Raw genomic sequence first — 17,908 nt, 5'->3', positions numbered from 1 at the left:
GGCACGAGGAAGTTGCGGCCGTAGCCGTCCTTCACCTCCACGACGTCGCCGGGACCGCCGAGCCCTGACACTTCCTGAGTGAGGATGAGCTTCATGGCTATCGCGCCGTGCTCGTGTAGGGCAGCAGCGCCATCTCGCGGGAGTTCTTGACCGCGGTCGCGACGTCACGCTGGTGCTGCGCGCAGTTTCCGGTCACCCGACGCGCGCGGATCTTGCCGCGGTCGGAGATGAACTTGCGCAGCAGGTTGGTGTCCTTGTAGTCGATGTAGGACGAGTTCTTGTCCTTGCAGAACTGGCAAACCTTCTTCTTCGGCTTGCGGAGAACGGGCTTGGGCATTGGTGCAGTGCTCCTGTCGTGAAGTTCGAGTTGTCCGTGGCTGCGGTCGCTGTGGTCGCGAGCACGGACGGGTTGCTAGAAGGGCGGTTCGTCGCTCATGCCGCCGCCGCCCGGCGCCGGCGTCGCCCACGGGTCGTCGTCGATCGCGGCGCCCCCCGACGGCGCGCCACCACCGAACCCGCCGCCACCACCACCGCCGCGCGAGGCCTTGGTCACCTTCGCGGTGGCGTAGCGCAACGACGGGCCGACCTCGTCGACCTCGAGCTCGACGACGGTGCGCTTCTCGCCTTCCTTGGTCTCGTAGCTGCGCTGCTTGAGCCGCCCGGTGACCATCACGCGCGCACCGCGGGTGAGGGACTCCGCGACGTTCTCCGCCGCCTGCCGCCACACGCTGCAGCGAAGGAACAGCGCGTCGCCGTCCTTCCACTCGTTGGTGGCCTTGTCCAGGATGCGCGGGGTCGAGGCGACCGTGAACGACGCGACCGCGGCGCCGCTGGGCGTGAACCGCAGCTCCGGGTCGTTCGTGAGGTTGCCGACCACCGTGACGGTGACGTCTCCCGCTGCCATCGGGCTACCTCATGTCCGGCCGCAGCACCTTGGTGCGCAGCACGGCTTCGTTGAGGTTGAGCTGACGGTCCAGCTCCTTGACCGCGGCCGGCTCGGCCGTGACGTCGAGTACGGCGTAGATGCCCTCGACCTTGTGCGCGATCTCGAAGGACAGCCGGCGACGGCCCCACACGTCGACCTTGTCGACGGTGCCACCGGCCTGCTTGATGACGTTCAGAAACTGCTCGAGGGACGGCGCAACGGTGCGCTCCTCGAGATCAGGGTCGAGAATGACCATCAGTTCGTAATGACGCATGCGGGCAACCCACCTCCTCTGGACTCAAAGCTCGCCACCCGGGTGGTGGCAAGGCGGCTACCGCGCCGGAAACCGGCGTCGTAGCAGGAGGTTGCTCTGCGTCGAGCGCCGACCAGGCTAGCAGCGGCGGCCGCCTGCTCGAAAACGTCGTCGCGCAGCGTAGAGCGCTAGCGGGCGTGGCGGCCGCGGCGATCCACAGCCGGAGCGGCGGCGAGCACCGCCCTGCCGTACGCCGACGCGAGCCCGATGAGCACCACGATCGCGACCGCCGCCGGCAGGCCGCGCTGCGCGCCGCCGACCGGCTCGACGACGGTTGCGGCGACCGGCTGCGACCCGGCCCCGGGTAGCTGCGGCGCGACCACCGGGTGGCTCACCACGGGCGGCGCGCTCGACCCGCCCGACGGCAGCGACGGCAGCACCGGAATCGCCGCCGACGAGTGCGACCGGGTCGGGGTCGGCGACGGGGTCGGGGTCACCGACGGCGAGGTGGCCGGAGTCGGCGGCGGCTTCGGCGAGTGGGTCGGCGGCGTGGGGGCAAGCGACTCGACCGGCGACGGGATGTCGGTCTGCGTCTGCTTGGGGGTCGGCGGCGCAGCCTCGACCGAGATCGTGCCGCGGCCGGTCCGGACGCCGTCGGTCGCGGTGACCGTGGCGCCGTGCGTCGCGACGAACGCCGCCGACGCCGACGCCGGCGTCTTCGCGGGGAGGCGAGTCGAGAACGAGGAGTCGGAGACCTTCACCGTGACGGTGACGTCGGTGAGGTTCGCGAACCGGACGCACCCGCCCGTCGGAACCAGGACCGAGGAGACGTCGAGTGAGAGCCCCCGCCCTTGGGAGACGGTGATGCTGCCGCACGACTGCGCCGACGCCGCGGAGGCGAACGCGACCAGACCGGCACCGCAACCGGCGAGCGCGAGCGCCAGCCCGGTCAGCCACCGCCAGCTCCGCGTCACCCCACCATGGTGCGTCAGCCGACCCAGCGTCCGCTGGTGAACGTGACCACGGCGACGGCCATCAACGCCGGTGCGGTCGCGAGGTAGGCCTTGTGCAGCCACGGTCGGCTCACCGAGGCGCGAGCGAGCAGCAGCCACAGCGGGAACCACAGCAGCGTCGCTCGTGCCACCGACAGGTAGTAGGCCGAGCAGCCGAGCGCGACCACCTGCAGCCCGACGAACGTGGCCTCGCCCCACCGGTGCATCGCCAGCAGCAGCACGGTCAGCGCCACCCCGAGGACGACGGCGAGCAGCTCGGCGCGAAACGACCATTCGTACGCCGACCCCTGGCCCGGCGACATCGCCGCTGACCAGGTGGTGTGCCATGCCGTCCACGGCGCGGTGAGCTTGCGGCCCCAGCCGTCGCGTTGCGCGTCGAACCACGCGTGCGAGTCACCGGTGACCGACCACAGGTAGCCGAAGAACCCCGCCGTGACCACCCACGGCGCGACGAGCGGCAGCGCCGTACGCCATCGGTACGGGCGGCTCGTCACCAGCCATTCCACCGCCAGGGCAACCCCGAGGAACAACCCGTCGATGCGCATGAAGGCGGCGCCGCCGGCGAGCAGCCCGGCGGCAAGCCACCGGCCGCGACGCGCGGCGAGCCAGGACGACAGCGCGAACGCCAGGAACAGCGACTCGGAGTACCCGGCGGCCAGGAAGACGGCGTACGGCGAGAGCACGAGGTAGAGCACCGCGCGTGAGCCGACCACCCCGCCGCCGTCGAGCTCGCCGAGTCGCGACAGCGCCACCATCGCGAACGCCCCCGCGACGGCGGACACCAGCAGCGCTCCGGCAACCCAGCTTCCGGTGAGCGCGTGACCGACTCGCATCGCCATCGGCTCGCCTGGGAAGAACGCCTCGAGGTGGACGTCGGTGGTCTTCGTCCGGTAGCCGCGGTAGCCGTACTTCGCGAGGTCGAGGAACAGGTGTGCGTCCCACTGGTCCCACCGCGACAGGTACGACGGGACGTCACCGGCGGTCGTGTCGCCGAGCATCCACAACGACGCGAACGACACCACGAACACCGCAAGCCGGCTGTACCACCAGGTGGCCAGGGCCTCGCGGTCACGCACTAACGAGCACTCCGCCCGCCGGGTCGACGACGCCGTCGCGACGCACGATGTCCAAGCCGGGCTCGAGCACCTCGCGGACGACGAGCGCCATCAACCAGACCAGCACCACGTCGCGGATCCCGATGAAGATCAGATAGGTGCCCATCGGCAACCCCTGATCGGAATGGTCGAGGGAGATCAGCGTGTACAGGTTCGCCGCACCGAGCACGGCCTCCGAGATTTGCCAGACCAGTAGCGAGGCCCAGCGGGGGCGGGCGAGCACGGCCAGCGGCACCAGCCACAGCGCGTACTGCGGCGAGTCGACCTTGTTCAGCATGATGAAGCCGGCCACCAGCAGGAATGAGATCTGACCGACGCGCGGCAGCTGCCGCGCCCGCCAGATCAGGACGGCGACCCCCGCCACGAGTGCCAGCACCGCCAGCGCGGACAGCAGGTTCAAGTCTTTCGGGGCCGCACCGCACTGCGCCGGCGAGCCCAGCGTCGAGCCGTGGAACCAGTGCTGAAGCACCAGCCAGATGCTTCCCCAGTCGGCGCCTCGCGTCTGGGACAGCGACAGGAACCAGCGCCAGCCGCGCAACGGGTAGGCGGCATCGCAGGACGCCGACGGGAACAGGAACGCCGAATGGAACACCGAACCCGGCGTCTGGTAGGACAGCACGATCGCCGGCAGGTACGCCGCGACCACCCCGGCGGCGGCGCCACCGATTGCGCGGGCGGCGGCCTGCACCCGTTGCGCCCGGACGCAGAGCAGCACGAGAGCGACCAGGACCAGCATCGGGTAGAGCTTGGTGGCGATGCCGACGCCGAGCGCCACACCCGCCCAGGCCGGCGAGCCTCGACTCCACAACCACAGCCCGACGCCGGTCAGCGCGACCGCGGCGAGGTCCCAGTTGGTGAAGGCGTGCATCAGCAGCACCGGCGACGCGGCGACCATGACCACGTCCCAGGCACGACGCCGGCCGACCAGCTGCGCGACGGTCCAGGTGGAGACCAGCGCCAGCGCCGCCAGGCCCAGCGCCGTCACGTCGAAGAACGTCTCGGCGCGCGTGCCGTTCGGATCCGCGCCGCCACCGTGCAGCACCGAGGTCACCTCGGCCGCGGCCCACATCAGCCCACCGATCACCGGCGGGTACTCCACCGGGTGGTCGCGGTAGGGAACACCCACGGAGCCGACGACCTGGCCTGCCGCGTTCCGGCGGGCGTTGAGGCCCTCGTTCGTGTAGAGGACGTAAGTGTCGGTGTAGCAGAGGCGGGTGTACTGGTAGTCGTTGGTGTAGGGATGGGTGAGGCACGGCGACTTCTGCAGGTAGCCGAAAACGCAGCCGAGCACCGTCAGGCCGAGCGCGACCCGAAGCGGCGTCCACCACCACCGGTCCCGGGTCGCGTGTACCCCGACCGGCCCGCCGATCAGCTCGCTGGCCCCCCGTGCGATCGGGTCCTCCCGGCTGGGAGCGACCGGTCTCACTCGCGCTTCGCCTGGTTACCGACGCCGAAGCCGCCGCCGTCGGTCGGCGACTCGCTGGGCGCTCCGCTCGGCGGCGGGCTGTACGTCGGGACGCCGACCGGCGGCGCCTCGGTGGTCGGGACCGACGACGGGGTGACCGGCGGCGCCACCGTGATGGTGGGCGTGACGCTGGCCGAGGGGCCGACGGTCGGGGGTGCGGTCGCGGTCGACGTCGAGGACACCTCCGGCGCACCGACGCCCGCCTCGCTGGGGAAGCTCTCGGCCGGCGCCCCGTCGAGGGCGGAGTTCATCATGTCCTGCCAGACCTCAGCGGGCAGCGTCCCGCCGAAGACCTCCCCGACCCCGCCGACGGCCACCGTCTGGTCGCGGTCGACGTTGCCGATCCACACCGAGGTGCACAGCTGCGGCGTGAATCCGGTGAACCAGGCGTTGGTGTTGTTGTCGGTGGTTCCGGTCTTGCCCGCCGACGGACGGCCGGACAGTGCGTGCCCGTAGGCGGTGCCGCCCGGTTCGAGCACGTGCTCCATGGCGTACGTCGTGTCCGCCATCACGTCGGCCGGGAAGACCTGCGACACGTGCGGCGTCGCGTGGTAGACCCGCTGCCCGCTCACCGTGGTGACCGACTTCACGAGGTACGGAGCGGCATACACGCCCTGCGCCGCGATCGTGGCGTAGGCGTCCGCGAGGTCCAGCGGCGAGACCTGGTCGGGCCCCAGCGCGATGTCCGGCACCGCGGAGAGGTCACGCGACTTCGGGATCCCGGCCTCGTAGGCGGCGTCGACGACGTTCTGCGGGCCGACCTGCTGGGCGAGTGGCACGAAGATCGTGTTGATCGACTGCGCGAATGCACTGAGCAGCGTGCAGCCGTAGCAGGCCTCGCCGGGCGAGGAGTTGTGGATCTCGGTGTTGTCCACGTCGACGGTCGGCGGACCGTCGAACGTGCTCGACAGCGAGATGCCCTTCTTCAGCGCCGCGATGAGGGTGAACGCCTTGAACGACGATCCGGGCGGACGCGCCCACTGGTCGGTGGCGCCGGACAGGTCGATGCACGCGTCGGGGTTCAGCTTGGCGTGCCCGCAGTAGTTGCGCCCGCCGTACAACGCAGCGATGGCGCCGTCGCCGGGCACGATCGAGGCCGCGCCGCTTTCCGGCGTGCCCTTCTGGTTGTTCGGCACGACCTGGTGCTCGGCGGCGATCAGCGCCTTCTCGTCCTGCTCGTTGATCGTGGTGACGATCTTGTAGCCGCCGAGGTCGAGCTGTGAGGTGCTGATGCCGTCATAGGTACGCAGCTCGTACTCGACCGCGTCGCGGATGAAGCACGTCTCGCCACGGCAGGCGTTGCTGGTGACGCCCTTCGGCATGTGGTCCGCGCCGGCGGGGAACTTCATCCGGCTCGCCTGGGCCTGGCTGAGCCAGTGCTCACTGACCATTCCGTCGATGACGTACTGCCATCGGGCCTTGGCGGCGGTGCGGTTCGCCGCGAGGATCGGGTCGTAGTAGCTCGGGCCGCGGATCACCGCCGCGAGCAGCGCCCCCTGCGCGGCGTTGACCTGCGAGATGTCCTTGCCGAAGTAGGCCTTCGCCGCGGCCTCGATGCCATAGGCGCCGCGGCCGAAGTAGATGGTGTTGAGGTAGTCGTCGAGGATCGTCGACTTGGGAGTGGTTCTCGCCAGCTTGGTGGCGATGAAGATCTCTTTGAGCTTGCGGGTCAGCGTGCGATGCGGGGACAGGTAGGCGTTCTTCACGTACTGCTGCGTGATCGTCGACCCGCCCTGACTGATGTCGCCACCCTTGAGGTCGACCAGGAGGGCGCGCACGATGCCCGTCGGCGAGATGCCCGGCTCGGAGTAGAAGTTGCGGTCCTCGGCAGCGAGCACGGCGTGCTGTACGACGACCGGCACCTGAGACAGCGGGACGTCGGTGCGGTTGGTGTCGCCGATGCGCGCGAGGACCTTCCCGTTGCTGTAGTAGATCGTCGTGGACTGCTCGGCGGCGAGCGCGTTGACGTTCGGGATGTTCGTCTCGACGTAGGCGACAACCGTCAGCACGGTCACCGCGACGAGCGCGAGAAGGGTGCCCCACAGCACCTGTTTCGGGCGAGGTGCGAATCGGGCAATCCCGCGGCGGCCGGCAGTTCTCGGCCGGCGCGCCGGATCGGCATGGCTCACGCGCGCGACCCGCCGCCGCTCGACACGCTGCGCCGCCGGCGCCGCATCGGCTCACCCGTGCCGAGCACCGCAGAGGTCACCAGGTGGTTCCACCCGCAGTTGCGGCAGACCTCGACGACGTACACCGAGAACTCCGGCAGCCGCAGCGCCAGGTCGGGGAGCTCGCGGCTGGACCAGGCCCGGCCGTTGGTGTCCGCCGAAAAGCAGTCCCCGTAGGCGTAGGTCACGTGCACGAGTGTTTCGTCGGCACAGACCGGACACACCTCATCGGTGGGCTCGCCGTGATAGCGGGCGGCTCGCTTGAGGTAGTTGTCGGCGTCGCAGGCGTCCTCGCGGCGCACCCGCCCGCTGGCCAACCCGGTGAGAACGGACCTGCGAGCCAGCGCGTAGTCGATGACATAGCGCGCTCCCGGAATGTCGACGACACCGGGCGAACGCAACACGCGGGTCAGGGTACGCCGCAGCTTCGACCCGCCCTTTCAGGTTCAGCTGACACACCGACGCCGTCTCGTGTTTGCCTTCTGGTCACCGCTGACCTACTCTGCTCGATGTATCCATTCGATACATCTGGCAGTTAGATCGAGAACAACGGGAGCTGACCGCGTGAGCCGAAAGTCCGGCGTGCTGGAGCTCGCCGTACTCGGGCTGCTCAACGAGTCCCCCATGCACGGCTACGAGCTGAACAAGCGGCTCAAGGCAGTGCTCGGTCCATTCCGTGCCATCTCCTACGGGACGCTCTACCCCTGCCTGTCCGCGTTGCAGTCCGGCGGCTTCATCACCTCCGACGAGAGCGCGAGCGAGGTCGGCCCCGGTCGTCGCAAGAAGACGACGTACAAGCTGACCGCCGAAGGCAAGGAGCGGCTGCAGGAGCAGCTCGCCGAAGGCGGGCCGTCGGCGTGGGACGACGAAAGCTTCGGCGTCCGGTTCGCGTTCTTCGCGCAGACCGACGCCGAGACCCGGCTGCGGATCCTCGAGGGTCGTCGCAGCCGGCTCGAGGAACGACAGGAGAGTGCAACGTCGTCCATGAGCACCGCCCGCGGCCGTATCGACCGCTACACCCTCGAACTGCAGCGCCACGGTCTGGAGTCGGTCGAGCGAGAGGTGCGTTGGCTCAACGAGCTCATCGCCACCGAACGCGCCGGCGTCGCCGCACGACCGGCGCGGGCTCGCCGTACTTCCAACAGCGCAACCGTCGCTAAGTAACCGTCAACAAGGAGACCACTCAAGATGGGTTCCATCCGAGTCGCCATCGTCGGCGTAGGCAACTGCGCCTCGTCGCTCGTCCAGGGCGTCGAGTACTACAAGAACGCCGACCCCGAAGCGCGAGTGCCGGGTCTCATGCACGTGGACTTCGGCGGTTACCACGTCCGCGACGTCGAGTTCGTCGCCGCCTTCGACGTGGACGGCAAGAAGGTCGGCCGTGACCTCTCCGAGGCGATCGTCGCCAGCGAGAACAACACGATCAAGATCTGTGACGTCCCGCCGAGCGGCGTGATCGTCCAGCGCGGTCACACCTACGACGGCCTCGGCGAGTACTACCTCGACATGGTCGAGGAGTCCGACGAAGCGCCGGTCGACGTCGTCAAGGTGCTCCAGGACGCCAAGGTCGACGTGCTGGTCTCCTACCTGCCGGTCGGCAGCGAGCAGGCCGACCGCTTCTACGCCCAGTGCGCGATCGACGCGAAGGTCGCCTTCGTCAACGCGCTGCCGGTGTTCATCGCCAGCGACCCGGAGTGGGCGCAGAAGTTCACCGACGCCGGCGTACCGATCATCGGTGACGACATCAAGAGCCAGGTCGGCGCGACCATCACCCACCGCGTGCTCGCGAAGCTTTTCGAGGACCGCGGCGTCGAGCTGCTGCGCACCTACCAGCTCAACTTCGGCGGCAACATGGACTTCAAGAACATGTTGGAGCGCAAGCGCCTCCAGTCGAAGAAGATCTCCAAGACGCAGTCGGTCACCTCGCAGATCCCGCACGAGATGCGCGGCGCCGACGTGCACATCGGCCCGTCCGACCACGTGCCGTGGCTCGAGGACCGCAAGTGGGCCTACGTCCGGCTCGAGGGCCGCTCGTTCGGCGACACTCCGCTGAACCTCGAGTACAAGCTCGAGGTGCACGACTCCCCGAACTCGGCCGGCGTCATCATCGACGCGGTCCGCGCCGCGAAGATCGCCAAGGACCGCGGCATCGGCGGACCGATCCTGTCGGCGTCGTCGTACTTCATGAAGTCTCCGCCGGTTCAGTACAGCGACGACGAGGCACGCGAGGCCGTCGCGGGCTTCATTGCGGGCACCGTCGAGCGCTGAGGTGCGACACCGCACGACATAACGTGCGGTCATGCGACTGCCGCGCACCGAGAGTCTTCACGGACTCTTCGGTGAGCGGCAGTTTCGCGTTCTGCTCGCGTCGCGACTGACCTCGCAGACCGCCGACGGCATCTTTCAAGCGAGCCTGTACGGCGCCCTGCTGTTCAACCCCGACCACCAGACCAGGCCCGCCCAGATCGCCGGCGGCCTGGCGTTGCTCGTCCTGCCCTACAGCCTGCTCGGCCCGTTCGTCGGCATCTTCCTGGACCGCTGGCGGCGGCAGCGGATCCTTTCCCGTGGCGCCGCGGTGCACGCCGCGCTCGCCGCGCTGTCCGCGCTCCTGCTCCTCACCGTGGGGTCGACCTCGGTCGGGTTCGAAGCGGCAGCGTTCAGCGCGATCGCGGTCAACCGGTTCTACCTGGCCGCCCAGAGCGCCTCGTTGCCGAGTGTGGTCGGCTCCGACCGGCTCGTGCTCGGCAACGCCTTCAGCACCACGGCCGGGACGGTGGTCACGATCATCGGCGGCGGGATCGGGGTCGGCGCCCGCGACGTCGTAGGGGCCGGGGATCACGGCAGCGCGCTGGTGGCGGCGCTGTCGGCGCTCGGCTACCTCGTCGCCGGCGCGGTCGCCCTGATGTTGCCCGCCGACGCCCTCGGTCCTCACGAGCAGCCCGGCGAGGCTCTCGCGAAGCATCTGGCCGAGGTGGCCTCCGGGTTGGTCGCTGGAGCCAGGCACCTGTGGTCGCGCCGCGAGGCGGCCTTCGCGCTCGCCGTGCTGTGCGGGCAGCGGGCGTTGTTCGGCGCGTGGACGATCATGCTGCTGCTGCTCTACCGCTACTCCTTCCATTCGGAAGGTCTGCTGCGGGCCGGGCTGTCGGGTGCCGGCCAAGCCGCCACCGCCGGCGGCATCGGCCTGGTCGCCGCCGCGGCGATCACGCCGCGGGTGACCGCGATCATCGGCCGGCGGGCATGGATCGTCGCGACCACGCTGCTGCCGGCGGCGTCCGAGCTCGCCTTCGGTCTGCCGTTCTCCCTCGCGCTGTTCACCGTCTCCGCGGTGGTGCTCGGCTTCGCGATGCAGGGCACCAAGATCTGCGTGGACACGACCGTGCAGGCCACGGTCGACGACGACTACCTCGGACGAGCCTTCGCCATTTACGACGCCGCCGGCAACATCTGCTTCGCGGCGGCGGCGGTCGTTTCGGCCTACCTCATGCCCGACGACGGCCGCAGCGTCGCCGCAGTGCTGGCGATGAGCGCGGCGTACCTGCTGCTCGCGGCGGGCTACGCCGCGACGGCCGGGTCAGTGCTGGCCGAGCAGCCCACCGAGCAGATCGCCTAGCAACCCGTCCGGCGTCGCAGACGGGCTCGGTGTCGGCGTGGCCGGTTTGCCCGTCCGGACGACGGTCGTGTCCGGCGAGCCCTTGACGGTCGACGTCGTCGCGGTGCTGCCTTTCGGCGTCGTCGGCGTCGTCGTGTCGGTGGGCGCCGTCGAGTCGTGCGGCAACAGGTTGAGGACACCGCTGATCACCGACTGCAGGGTCTCGATCAGCCCGCCCAGCAGGTTCGGCGGGATCTGCGTCGGCGGGGTCGTCGCCGGCGGCGGGGACTGCGACGACACCGGCGCGGTCGGGAAGGTCGTCTTGCCGCCGATCACTGGCGGAGTCGCAATCGCGGTCGGCCCGGTCGGCACGGTGGTCGCGCCGACGGTGACGACGGTGCCGACCTGACCCGCTGGTTGCGCGGCCTTCTGCAGCGAGGCGAGTGTCGACTCGACGGTTGCGGCAGTCCCGTCCAGCAGGTGGAGCACGACACCCCACGAACCGCCCTCGGCACGCCAGTCGACCGCGTCGTCGTAGCGCTGCTGCAGCTGGCCGCCGTGCGTCGCGTCGGCGATGAGCACCGGCAGCACGCGTTCGCTGCGGGTGTGCGAGTCCGGCACCGGCTGGCGAATCCCGGACCAGGACGCCTCGATGACGCGGGCGGTCGACCGGCCGGTGGTGTCGATGCCGCGCGCCAGGCTCTTCAGGGACAGGTCGTCGGCGACGACGTGCGGGATGACCTCGACCTCGTCGTTGCTGTCGGACAGATGCAGTGGCGCGACATCCGCCGGCAACGCATCGCCGCTGAGCAGGGCCTGGTAGAGCCGCGGGATCGACAGTCGCCGACCGTTGGAGCTGGTGACCGAAGCTGGACCGACCAGCGACCCCACCCGCACCGAGACCCCGCGAGCCGCCTCGGTCGCGGATCCTTGCGGGACCGAGACTGTGTCGCCGGTGAGGTCGAGCAGCAGCCCTGCGCCGTTTCGGGCGTCCACTACGGCGGTGCCGGTCTTCAACTGCTGGTGCTCGCCGTCGACGACCTCGAGGGCGGCGTCGCCGGAGAGCAGGACGTTGCGGCCCCGGGTGTCGAGGTCGGCGACGCCGTGCGGGCCGGTCATGACGACCTCGCCGTCGGTGATCGACTCGCCGTCGCTGCCGACGTGAGTGGCACCCGATGCGGTGCGCACCGTCGCATCGCGCGGGTCCCGGAGGATGGTGGCCGCACTGGTGATCGGTGAGCTCCCCCGCGTCACCGCGACGACGACGCCGGCCGCGACGACAGCGACCGAAAGCCCGCCGCGAGCGACCAGCCACGGGCCACTCTGCCGCGATGCGGCGGCACCAGACGTGTCGCTCATGCCTTCATTGTCACCTTCATCACCGTCGGACTCCATGGCCCGCAATAACCAGAACTCAGCTGTCTCGGCGCGCGGCGGACGAGAGGTTGATCATCTCACTTGCCCGCTGCGAACGGGACATCCCGCGCTCACCCGGCCAGGTCCGATCACGTCCCGATCCCTTGCTCGGCGGCCCACTCGTGCAGCGCCGCCACCGCTGCTTCGCGCGACATCGGGCCCCGTTCCATGCGCAGCGCCAGCATGTGGCGGTAGGCCTCGCCGACGGCCCGGCCCGGCGGGAGGTTGAGCTCCGCCATGATGTCGTTGCCGTCGAGGTCGGGCCGCATCGCGGCCAGGTCCTCCTGCTCGGCGAGCTCGGCGATGCGCTGCTCGAGTGAGTCGTAGGCCGCAGCCAGCGCCGCAGCCTTGCGGGCGTTGCGGGTCGTGCAGTCGGAGCGGGTGAGCAGGTGCAGCCGGCCGAGCAACGGTCCGGCATCCCGGACGTAGCGGCGGACGGCCGCGTCGGTCCACGCGCCACCGGAGTACCCGTGAAAGCGCAGGTGCAGCTCGACCAGCCGGGACACGTCCTCGACGACGTCCTTCGGGTAGCGCAGCGCCGTCATCCGGGTACGGGTCATCGCGGCACCGACCACCTCGTGGTGGTGGAAGCTGACCTTCCCCGCCGGGTCGAGTGACTTCGTCTTGGGCTTGCCGATGTCGTGCAGCAACGCCGACATCCGCAATACGAGGTCCGGACCGTCCGGCTCCAGCGCGATGGCCTGTTCGAGCACGGTCAACGTGTGCACGTAGACGTCCTTGTGCCGGCGGTGCTCATCGACCGTCTCGCGCAGTCGGGCGACCTCGGGCAGCACGTGTTCGGCCATCCCACTGTCAACGAGGATCGCCAGCCCGCGACGCGGGTCGTCACCCAACAGCAGCTTGGTGAGCTCGTCGCGCACTCGTTCGGCGCTGACGATGCCCAGCCGCTCGGTCATCCGGGAAATCGCCTGATAGGTCGACGCGTCGAGGGTGAAGCCGAGCTGCGACACGAAACGGGCCGCGCGCATCATCCGCAGCGGGTCGTCGCTGAAGGACTGTTCCGGTTCGATCGGCGTACGCAGCACCCCTGCCGCGAGATCGTCGAGCCCGCCCGCCGGATCGACGATCGGGCGCGCCGCGTCGAGCGGGAGCGCCACCGCCATCGCGTTCACGGTGAAGTCGCGACGGACCAGGTCGCCCTCGATCGTGTCGCCGAACTCGACCTGCGGCTTGCGTGACGCGGCGTCGTAGCTGTCGCTGCGATAGGTCGTGATCTCGCAGCGGTGCTCCGCCAGCTGGACCCCGACCGTCCCGAAGCTGATCCCGGTGGTCCAGGTGGGGCCGAGCGAGGAGACGAGCGCCAGGATCTGCTCCGGCCGGGCGTCGGTCGTGAAGTCCAGATCCGAGGTCGGCCGACCGAGCAGAGCATCCCGGACCGGGCCGCCGACGAGGTAGAGGTCGTGGCCGGCCTCGGTGAACCGGCTGGCAAGCGGGTCGGTGACCGCGCTGAGCCGGACCAGCTCGGTGATCGCCCGCTCGGCCGCCGCACCGAACGAGAACGGCTCCCCAGACGGCATTCCGACAAGCCTAGACAGCGCGTGCGAACGAGGGTCGCCGAGGCGGACGCGAGCGGGCGAACCGGGCTGCCCGGCGCCGACGAGAACGACGCCGGCGACTCCCTCTCGCTCGTAGGATCGGGGCATGTCCCCTTCGGCGCGCAGGTCTCTCCGCCGGGTGGAGGAGACGTCCGCGGGCGGGCTCGTCGTCGACGGCACCGACATGGCCGCACGCGCCGCGCTGATCGGTCGCCTGGACCGCCGCGGCCGGCTGCGCTGGTCGTTGCCGAAGGGCCACGTCGAGGCCGGTGAGACGACTGAGGCCGCTGCGATCCGTGAGGTCGCCGAGGAAACCGGGATCACCGGCAAGGTCCTCGCCCCCCTCGGCACCATCGACTTCTGGTTCGTGGCGGAGGGTCGCCGCATCCACAAGACGGTGCACCACTTCCTGCTGATGGCGCAGAGCGGTGAGCTCTCCGACGACGACATCGAGGTCGAAGAGGTCGAGTGGGTGCCGCTCAGCGAGCTCGGCACCAGGCTCGCCTACGACGACGAGCGCCGGCTGATCCAAGCCGTGCCAGGGCTGCTCGCCGACACCGCGTGAGGCTGCGGAGTCGGCACGCGGCGGGCGTCCTCGCCTGCCTCACGCTCGCGCTGTCACCGCTGATCGCCGCCGGTCAGTCGGCGGCCGCCGACGACGACACGGTGACCGCGCCGATCGTCGTCACGCTCGCCTCGCTGCGCCCGGTCGCGCCGCAGCCCGAGGACGTCCTGGTGGTCCGCGGCAGCGTCACGAACGTGTCGGACGCCACCGTCACCGACCTGAGCGCCGGGCTGCGGATGAGCGGTCCGATCAGCGCCCGCAGCACCTTCGACGACTTCGCCGCCGACCCCAACGGCAGTGTCGACGAGCTCACGGAATCGCTCGGGCAGCCCGCGCCGCTGACCCGCACCAGCCTCGGTCCGGGCGCCAGCGAGCCGTTCGAGATCTCGGTGACGCTCGATCCCGCGACCACCGGGCTGCCCGACTCGACGTGGGAAGTGCGTGAGCTCGGCGTCGCCGTCACCGGCGACAGTCTCGGCGTCACGGGAACCGTCGGAGCGCTTCGTACCTTCCTGCCGTGGGCGCCGCGCGACGCGGTCGGCCCGACCCAGCTCCAGGTGGCGTGGCTGTGGCCGCTCATCGACCAGCCTCACCGGGTGACCTCGACCTGGTGGACCGACGACGACCTGGCCAGCGAGCTCGCCGCCGGCGGCCGGCTCGACAACCTGGTGACCGCCGCCGCTGCGGCAGCCCAGCAGGCACCGCCACCGGTAGCCCCGCAGGACCGGGGCAGCCGCCACGGGCGGCGGCCTCCCCGACAACCCCCGAACCCGGCGCGCGACGTCCCCGTCACCTGGGTGCTCGACCCGATGCTGGTCGACGACGTCAACGCCATGCGGTCGAGCTACCAGGTCGCCGGCTCGCCCAAGCCGACGCCCGGCAAGGGCAGCAGCGCGGCGAAGTCGTGGTTGTCGGCGCTGCGCTCCGCGACCAGCGGGCAGCCGGTGGTCCCGGTTCCGTACGGCGACCCCGACGTCGTCGCTGCCGTTCGCGGCGGGCTGTCCACGCTGGTCGGAGTCGCCGCCACCGCCGGACGTGCCCTGCTCGGACAGCTGCTGCCCGACGCCTCACTGCTTCCGACGGGCTGGCCGCCGGGTGGAGTTCTCGACCAGCGTGCCGCGGACGCCCTGTTCAGCGACGACGCGACCAGCCTGGTGCTCAGCGACGCGGCGCTGCCGCCGCTCGAGACACCGAACGAGACGCCGTCCTCGCGCGCCTCGCTCGTGACGGCCGCCGGTGACATCCCGACCGCGTTGTCCGACTCGATCCTCTCCGACGCGGTCAGCGCAGGGGCCAACAGCGGCGCCGACTCGGCGGTGGCGCTGCAGCGTTACCTCGGCGAGACCCTCATGATCGAAGCCGAGGCCCCCTCCGACCAGCGCAGCATCCTGATCGCGCCCGCGCCCCGCTGGCAGCCCTCGCAGAGCTACGCCGCGAACCTGCTCGCCGACACCGGCAAGGTCCCGTGGCTGGAGCCGACCACCCTCAGCACGATCCTGGCGCAGTCGCCGGACAGCGCGGTCGAGCGTCAGTCGTTGACCTACCCCTCCGCCGACCGGGCCAGCGAGCTGCCGCCGGCGTACGTCGGCCAGGTGGCGCAACGCCAGCACGCGCTCTCCCAGCTGACCAGCATCCTGCCGCCGGGCGATCCCGAGACCCGACCGCTCAGCGCCGGGCTGCTGCGCGCCCTCTCGACCGCCTGGCGCGGCGTGGCCGGACCGCGGCGCGGCTGGATGACCGACTTCTCCCGGGCACTGCGCACGATGACCTCGGGCGTCCACATCGTGTCCAAGGCAGGAAGCACGGTCACCTTGACCGGCCACGGCGGCAAGGTTCCGGTGACCATCGCCAACACGCTGGACGCACCGGCCCAGATCACCGTCCAGCTCGACGCGCACGAGCGGCTCACGCTGCCCAACCACGGCCGCGTGGCCGTCACGGTGCCGGCCGACCAGCAGACCACGGTCGACGTCCACGCGACCGCGAAGACCTCGGGGGTGTTCTCCCTCGACGTCCAGCTGCTGACGCCGAACGGCCAGAAGTACGGCACGCCGGTCCAGTTGTTCGTCCGATCCACCGTTTACGGCACGATCACACTCGTGATCACCGGAGTCGCGACGGCGGCGCTGCTCGTCGCGGTCGCGATCCGGCTCACCCGCCGCGCCATCAACGCGCGACGGGCATCAAGCGCCCCCACAGCGTGACCGAGGGCCGTAGCACTCTCGCCCGCAGCGGGCTGGCGATGGCGACCGGAACGCTCGCCAGCCGCGGGAGCGGCTTCGTCCGCACGGTCGTGATCGCCTATGCGCTCGGCGTCGGGCCCGTCAACAACGCCTACACCGTCGCCAACACCGTCCCCAACGCGCTCTACGACCTGCTGCTCGGCGGGATCCTCTCGGCGCTGGTCGTGCCGCTGCTGGTCCGGGCGGCAAGCGAGGAACCCGACGAGGGCGAGGCCTACGCCCAGCGGCTCGTGACGATCGTCGCGGTGACGCTGACGGTCGTGGCCGTCATCGCGGTCATCGCAGCGCCGGCCATCATCTCGCTGTACGCCCACAACGCCCGGTCCGCGCAGAAGGCTCTCGCCGTCACCTTCGCGCGCTACTTCCTGCCCCAGCTGCTCTTCTACGGTCTCGGCGCGATCCTCAGCGCGATCCTCAACGTGCGCGGCAGCTTCGTGGCGCCGATGTGGGCACCGGTCCTGAACAACCTGGTGGTGATCGGCTCCGGCATCACCTTCGCCGCAATGACCCACACGGCGCCACGTGCCGGACATCTGTCCCACGGGCAGATCCTCGTGTTGTCGATCGGGACGACCGCCGGCGTCGTGCTCCAGACGGTCGCGCTCGCCCCGGCACTTCGCCACGTCGGCTTCCGGCTTCGCCCGCGATGGGACTGGCGCGGGTCGGGGCTGCGCCAAGCCGGCCCGTTCGCCGGGTGGGTGCTGGGCTACGTCGTCACGAACCAGCTGGGCTACGTCGTCATCTCCGACCTGGCCGAGGCGATCAACCACGGCAAGGGGGAGCTCGCCGTGTACTCCTACGGCTACGTGCTGTTCTCCCTGCCGTACGCCGTCGTCGCGGTCACCGTCATCACCGCGCTTTTCCCGTCGATGAGTCGCAGCGGGACAGCGGGCGAGGACTCGGAGGTCGCCCACACACTGGCCGAAGGGCTGTCGCTGGCCGGCGTCGTCCTCGTCCCGGCGACGTTGCTGCTGCTCACGCTCGGCTCTCCGATCGCCGTCCTGGTCCTCGCCCACGGCCACACCAGCCATACCGGCGCCGCTCTCACCGGACGGGTGCTGATCGGCTTCGCGGTCGGGCTGATCCCGTTCTCGACCTTCCAGATGCAGCTGCGCGCGTGGCTCGCGGTCCACGACGCGCGCACCCCGGCACTGGTGAACCTCGTCATCACCGCGATCAACCTGCTGCTCGACGTCGTGCTCTACAAGGTGCTGTCCGGTTCGAACAAGGTCGTGGGGCTGGCGATCGGCTACTCGGTGTCCTACCTGCTGGGCACCGCCGTGTTCGCAGTGAAGCTCCGGCGCCGGCTGCACGCCACCCGCCGCACCCACGTGATCCGCACCTACGTCCGGCTGCTCGTCGCCGCGCTGGTCGCGGCGATACCGGCCGAGCTGCTGACGCTGGCGGTCCGTCACGCGGTCGGGACCGGCACCGGCGGGTCGTTGGCGGCGATCGTCGTGGCGGCTCCCGTGGCGCTCGGCAGCTTCCTGGCGCTGGCCCGGCGGATGCGGGTGCGCGAGCTCAACCAGCTCGCGGGGATGCTGCCGATCGGGCGCAGAAACGTTTAGCCGCGAGCCGGCAAGGACCGCCGCAAGGTAAA

Annotated in this window: 17 protein-coding genes; 6 read left to right on the top strand and 11 right to left on the bottom strand. The window is 70.4% G+C overall.

The window, feature by feature from the left end; all coding sequences use genetic code 11:
• The 9 genes from VG899_16175 to VG899_16135 form a co-directional block, all read right to left on the bottom strand.
• On the bottom strand, positions 1 to 95 hold a 95-nt coding region (locus VG899_16175; GenBank protein ID HWA67901.1), incomplete at its 3' end, for a bL9 family ribosomal protein.
• A gap of 2 nt (positions 96 to 97) precedes the next feature.
• The gene (rpsR, locus tag VG899_16170; GenBank protein HWA67900.1) at positions 98 to 337 is read right to left on the bottom strand and encodes a 30S ribosomal protein S18; all 240 of its coding nucleotides are present in this window, start codon (positions 335 to 337) and stop codon (positions 98 to 100) included.
• A 75-nt stretch (positions 338 to 412) separates the two neighbouring features.
• A complete protein-coding gene (locus tag VG899_16165) occupies positions 413 to 904 on the bottom strand; it encodes a single-stranded DNA-binding protein (protein HWA67899.1) in 492 nt (163 codons plus the stop codon).
• Positions 905 to 908: 4 nt separating this feature from the next.
• Positions 909 to 1,199 carry a 30S ribosomal protein S6 gene (gene rpsF, locus VG899_16160; protein ID HWA67898.1) on the bottom strand — a complete coding sequence of 97 codons (291 nt, stop codon included), beginning with the start codon at positions 1,197 to 1,199 and terminating at the stop codon, positions 909 to 911.
• Positions 1,200 to 1,366: 167 nt separating this feature from the next.
• Positions 1,367 to 2,152, bottom strand: a complete 786-nt coding sequence (locus VG899_16155; GenBank protein ID HWA67897.1) for a hypothetical protein — start codon at positions 2,150 to 2,152, stop codon at positions 1,367 to 1,369.
• 14 nt (positions 2,153 to 2,166) lie between these two features.
• On the bottom strand, positions 2,167 to 3,267 hold the full coding sequence (locus VG899_16150) for a mannosyltransferase family protein (protein HWA67896.1): 1,101 nt from the start codon (positions 3,265 to 3,267) through the stop codon (positions 2,167 to 2,169).
• Positions 3,260 to 4,732, bottom strand: a complete 1,473-nt coding sequence (locus VG899_16145) for a glycosyltransferase 87 family protein (protein ID HWA67895.1) — start codon at positions 4,730 to 4,732, stop codon at positions 3,260 to 3,262. Before VG899_16145 ends, VG899_16150 begins: the two co-directional genes overlap by 8 nt.
• A complete protein-coding gene (locus tag VG899_16140) occupies positions 4,729 to 6,900 on the bottom strand; it encodes a transglycosylase domain-containing protein (GenBank protein ID HWA67894.1) in 2,172 nt (723 codons plus the stop codon). Before VG899_16140 ends, VG899_16145 begins: the two co-directional genes overlap by 4 nt.
• Positions 6,897 to 7,343, bottom strand: a complete 447-nt coding sequence (locus VG899_16135) for a DUF5318 family protein (protein HWA67893.1) — start codon at positions 7,341 to 7,343, stop codon at positions 6,897 to 6,899. The genes VG899_16140 and VG899_16135 overlap by 4 nt, the downstream gene beginning before the upstream one ends.
• A gap of 178 nt (positions 7,344 to 7,521) precedes the next feature.
• Here VG899_16135 and VG899_16130 point away from each other — a divergent pair, with 178 nt between their 5' ends.
• Genes VG899_16130 through VG899_16120 form a run of 3 tightly spaced genes read left to right on the top strand, consistent with a single transcriptional unit; the run spans position 7,522 to position 10,549 of the window.
• Positions 7,522 to 8,103 (top strand): PadR family transcriptional regulator, encoded by a 582-nt coding sequence (locus VG899_16130; protein HWA67892.1) that lies wholly within the window; start codon positions 7,522 to 7,524, stop codon positions 8,101 to 8,103.
• A gap of 24 nt (positions 8,104 to 8,127) precedes the next feature.
• The gene (locus VG899_16125; protein ID HWA67891.1) at positions 8,128 to 9,207 is read left to right on the top strand and encodes an inositol-3-phosphate synthase; all 1,080 of its coding nucleotides are present in this window, start codon (positions 8,128 to 8,130) and stop codon (positions 9,205 to 9,207) included.
• Between the two features lie 31 nt (positions 9,208 to 9,238).
• Positions 9,239 to 10,549, top strand: coding sequence for a hypothetical protein (locus tag VG899_16120; protein ID HWA67890.1), 1,311 nt, complete (start codon positions 9,239 to 9,241; stop codon positions 10,547 to 10,549).
• On the opposite strand, the gene VG899_16115 is transcribed toward VG899_16120, so the two are convergent.
• Positions 10,511 to 11,887 (bottom strand): hypothetical protein, encoded by a 1,377-nt coding sequence (locus VG899_16115; protein ID HWA67889.1) that lies wholly within the window; start codon positions 11,885 to 11,887, stop codon positions 10,511 to 10,513. The two genes, VG899_16120 and VG899_16115, sit on opposite strands and share 39 nt — an antisense overlap.
• Positions 11,888 to 12,033: 146 nt before the next feature.
• On the bottom strand, positions 12,034 to 13,482 hold the full coding sequence (locus VG899_16110) for a CCA tRNA nucleotidyltransferase (GenBank protein HWA67888.1): 1,449 nt from the start codon (positions 13,480 to 13,482) through the stop codon (positions 12,034 to 12,036).
• A 124-nt stretch (positions 13,483 to 13,606) separates the two neighbouring features.
• Between VG899_16110 and VG899_16105 the strand changes: the two genes are divergently transcribed.
• The 3 genes from VG899_16105 to murJ are packed head-to-tail and all read left to right on the top strand — an operon-like array spanning position 13,607 to position 17,876.
• Positions 13,607 to 14,065, top strand: coding sequence for an NUDIX hydrolase (locus VG899_16105; protein HWA67887.1), 459 nt, complete (start codon positions 13,607 to 13,609; stop codon positions 14,063 to 14,065).
• Positions 14,062 to 16,269: a DUF6049 family protein gene (locus tag VG899_16100; GenBank protein ID HWA67886.1), complete on the top strand. Its 2,208-nt coding sequence runs from the start codon at positions 14,062 to 14,064 to the stop codon at positions 16,267 to 16,269. Before VG899_16105 ends, VG899_16100 begins: the two co-directional genes overlap by 4 nt.
• Positions 16,266 to 17,876, top strand: a complete 1,611-nt coding sequence (gene murJ / locus VG899_16095; protein ID HWA67885.1) for a murein biosynthesis integral membrane protein MurJ — start codon at positions 16,266 to 16,268, stop codon at positions 17,874 to 17,876. Before VG899_16100 ends, murJ begins: the two co-directional genes overlap by 4 nt.
• Positions 17,877 to 17,908 lie beyond the last annotated feature (32 nt).

This window comes from Mycobacteriales bacterium, from assembly GCA_035550055.1.
Lineage (GTDB): Bacteria > Actinomycetota > Actinomycetes > JAFAQI01 > JAFAQI01 > DASZTV01.
Note: the sequence above shows the minus strand (reverse complement) of the source record. Positions and strands in the feature narration are given on the sequence as shown.